Origin of the sequence: Corynebacterium sp. MSK039 (assembly GCF_030232315.1) — a bacterium.
In the GTDB taxonomy this organism is placed as follows: Bacteria; Actinomycetota; Actinomycetes; order Mycobacteriales; family Mycobacteriaceae; genus Corynebacterium.
This window is the reverse complement of record NZ_JASPJL010000028.1, coordinates 1-2818: the sequence shown is the minus strand read 5'-3', so window position 1 is coordinate 2818 and position 2818 is coordinate 1. Positions and strand designations below refer to the sequence as shown.

Genomic DNA, 2818 nt, shown 5'->3' with positions numbered 1-2818 from the left:
CTAGCCGTGGCTTACCCCGACCGATTCGCGGACTACTTGTAAACCAAACCCCCGCACACAAAGAATCGGACACCCTCTTTATGGGCGGGAGGAGTTGGAGCTTGTTGCTCATCGGTTGAATTGTCGGCCGCGTAAGACGTTGGGTTTTGCTACTCCTGCGGAGCGGATGGCGGAGCTGTTAGATTTAGCTGAAAGCTAGGAAATGTTGCAACGACCCCTAGAATCCGCCTGGGGTAAAAAAACAAAAAGCGCCCCAGGTAGGAATCGAACCTACGACACCGGCTTTAGGAGAGCCGTGCTCTATCCACTGAGCTACTGGGGCTGTGCGACCGCACCCTGCGGGCACGACCACTCATGATACAAGGTACCCCCGCAGCTTCTGGAACTAGCCAGATGCGGCGGGGGTGTTGCCCAGCCACCGTTGACCAGGCGGCTGGGCTCATCCAAGAAGAGGAGCCTCGGGGAGTGGCTTAGTGGTCGACCGGAGCCTCCACGCCAACACCGGTGAGGGAGCGAACCTCCATCTCGGACTGCAGCTTCGGATCCTCGTCGCCCTTGCCAAGGTAGGTGCCCACGATACCGGCGATGAAGCCAGCTGGGATGGAAACCAGGCCCGGGTTGGTCAGTGGGAACCAAGCGAAGTCCACGTTCGGGAACATCGCGGTCTCTGCACCGGAGACTGCTGGGGAGAAGAAGATCAGGACCAGGGCCACGCCCAGGCCGACCCACAGGGAGGCCACGGCGCCGGTGGTGTTGAACTTCTTCCAGTACAGGGAGTACAGGATCGTCGGCAGGTTAGCGGACGCAGCGATGCAGAACGCCAGGGAGACCAGGAAGGCCACGTTCTGGTCCATCGCCAGGATGCCCAGCGCGATGGAGACCAGCGAGATCACGACCACGGTGATTCGGGAGACGCGGACCTGCTCCTCCTCGGTTGCCTGGCCGTTGCGCAGCACGCCGTTGTAGAAGTCGTGAGCCACAGAAGCGGAAGCGGTAATCGCCAGACCAGCGACCACGGCCAGCACCGTCGCGAAGGCAACCGCGGAAATCAGGGCCATGAAGATCGGGCCTGCCAGCTCCATCGCTAGCAACGGTGCTGCGGCGTTCGCGCCACCCGGTGCGTTCTTGATGTCCTCCGGGGGAATTTTGGCGGCAGCGGCGAAACCCAGGAACAGGGTCAGAAGGTAGAAGGAGCCGATCAGGACGATCGCCCAGGTCACGGACTTACGTGCTTCCTTCGCGGTCGGAACCGTGTAGAAGCGCATCAGGACGTGCGGCAGGCCAGCGGCACCAAGCGCCAGCGCCAGGCCCAGGGAGATGAAGTCGAACTTTGTTGCGGTCGTGGCTCCGTACTTCTGGCCAGGCTGCAGGATCGCCGGGTCACCGTGGGAGTTCACAGCGTCAGCGAAGAGCTGGGAGAGGTTGCCTTTCCACATTACGGCGATGATCAGGAACATGAAAGCAACACCGGCGATCAGCAGGACCGCCTTGATCATCTGCACGTAGGTGGTGCCCTTCATGCCACCGATGAGGACGTAGGCCATCATCACCAGGCCGACGATCACGACGACGACAGCCTGGGCCGTCTTGGAGTGCAGGTCCAGCAGGACGGAGACCAGGGAACCGGCACCGGCCATCTGGGCGATCAGGTAGAACAGCGAGGTGAACAGGGTCGCGAACGCTGCGGCCACGCGCACCGGGCGCTGCTTGAGGCGGAAGGAGAGCACGTCCGCCATGGTGAACTTACCGGTGTTACGCAGCGGTTCGGCGACCAGCAGCAGGGCGATGAGCCACGCGACGAAGAAGCCGATGGAGTACAGGAAGCCGTCGTAGCCCGTAAGAGCAATTGCGCCGACGATGCCCAGGAAGGATGCCGCCGAGAGGTAGTCGCCGGCGATGGCCAGGCCATTCTGGGTACCGGTGAAGGAAGCACCACCCGTGTAAAAGTCCGTCGCGGACTTCTGCGGCTTGGCGGCAGCCTTCGTCACGATGTACATCGTCACCACGATGAAGGCGATGAATACGCTGATGTTCAGGATCGGGTTTGTCTCCTGCGAGGCAGCAAGAATGAGATCCATAGTGAGACCTTTCCTTTTCTAATCCGTGGGGGTGAGCGGGACGCGGTGCCGCTAGCCCCGGGAAGCCTGGCTGGCTGGGGTTGCGGGGGAGCCTTCGAGGGACTCGCGAACATGCTGGGCGCGGGGCTCAATTTCGCGGTCTGCGTACTTCACGTAGAGGTACGTGATCAGGAAGGTCGTGATGAACTGGCCGAAGCCAAGGAGCACGCCGACATTGATGTTTCCCCAGATCTTGATCCCCATGAAGTTCGGTGCAAACATCGCCAGGCTGACGTAGAGGACGAACCAGACGATGAAAAACACGGTCATGGGGAAGGTGAACCCACGCATTTTTGAGCGAAGCTCCTGGAACTCGGGTGATTGCTGCGCGGCGACGAATTCATCGGGCGTGGGGACGTGCCGTTGCGCGGGGGTGGCCGACTGGGTCAACTCTTTCTCCCTTCCTTGGGACTGTGCAGATCTTCACATTCGCCTGGCCGTTCGGCCTCAGCTCCTGTGATTGGCATCACAATTCTTTTGCGATTGCGAAAGAATCTACCGGCACCTAGAGCTTTTTCCAAAGTTTCCGATAAGAAAGTTTTGACTTTTTAGACAGCGTTCATGAAAACTTCCGCCCGACCTGCAAAAACGCGGATCATAGAGAAAAACCCGGCCATGTGGCCGGTGAACTGCTCCCCATTAGTTGGACTGAGAAATCAGTTACCGACTAGTGGGGAGCAGTTTCCATTGAGAGCACGAAG

2 protein-coding genes and 1 tRNA gene are annotated in these 2818 nt (G+C 60.0%); all 3 read right to left on the bottom strand.

The window, feature by feature from the left end; translation table 11 throughout:
* Positions 1 to 249 precede the first annotated feature (249 nt).
* The 3 genes from QP997_RS09655 to QP997_RS09645 all read right to left on the bottom strand — a co-directional run bounded on the left by QP997_RS09655 (position 250) and on the right by QP997_RS09645 (position 2507).
* Positions 250 to 322 (bottom strand) — tRNA-Arg (locus QP997_RS09655).
* A gap of 148 nt (positions 323 to 470) precedes the next feature.
* On the bottom strand, positions 471 to 2078 hold the full coding sequence (locus tag QP997_RS09650; protein WP_284846996.1) for a monocarboxylic acid transporter: 1608 nt from the start codon (positions 2076 to 2078) through the stop codon (positions 471 to 473).
* Positions 2079 to 2129: 51 nt separating this feature from the next.
* Positions 2130 to 2507 carry a DUF485 domain-containing protein gene (locus QP997_RS09645; protein WP_284846995.1) on the bottom strand — a complete coding sequence of 126 codons (378 nt, stop codon included), beginning with the start codon at positions 2505 to 2507 and terminating at the stop codon, positions 2130 to 2132.
* Positions 2508 to 2818 lie beyond the last annotated feature (311 nt).

Coding starts and splice junctions, on each gene's coding strand:
- QP997_RS09650 (WP_284846996.1), bottom strand. CDS start 2,078: ATGGATCTCATTCTTGCTGCCTCGCAGGAGACAAACCCGATCCTGAAC.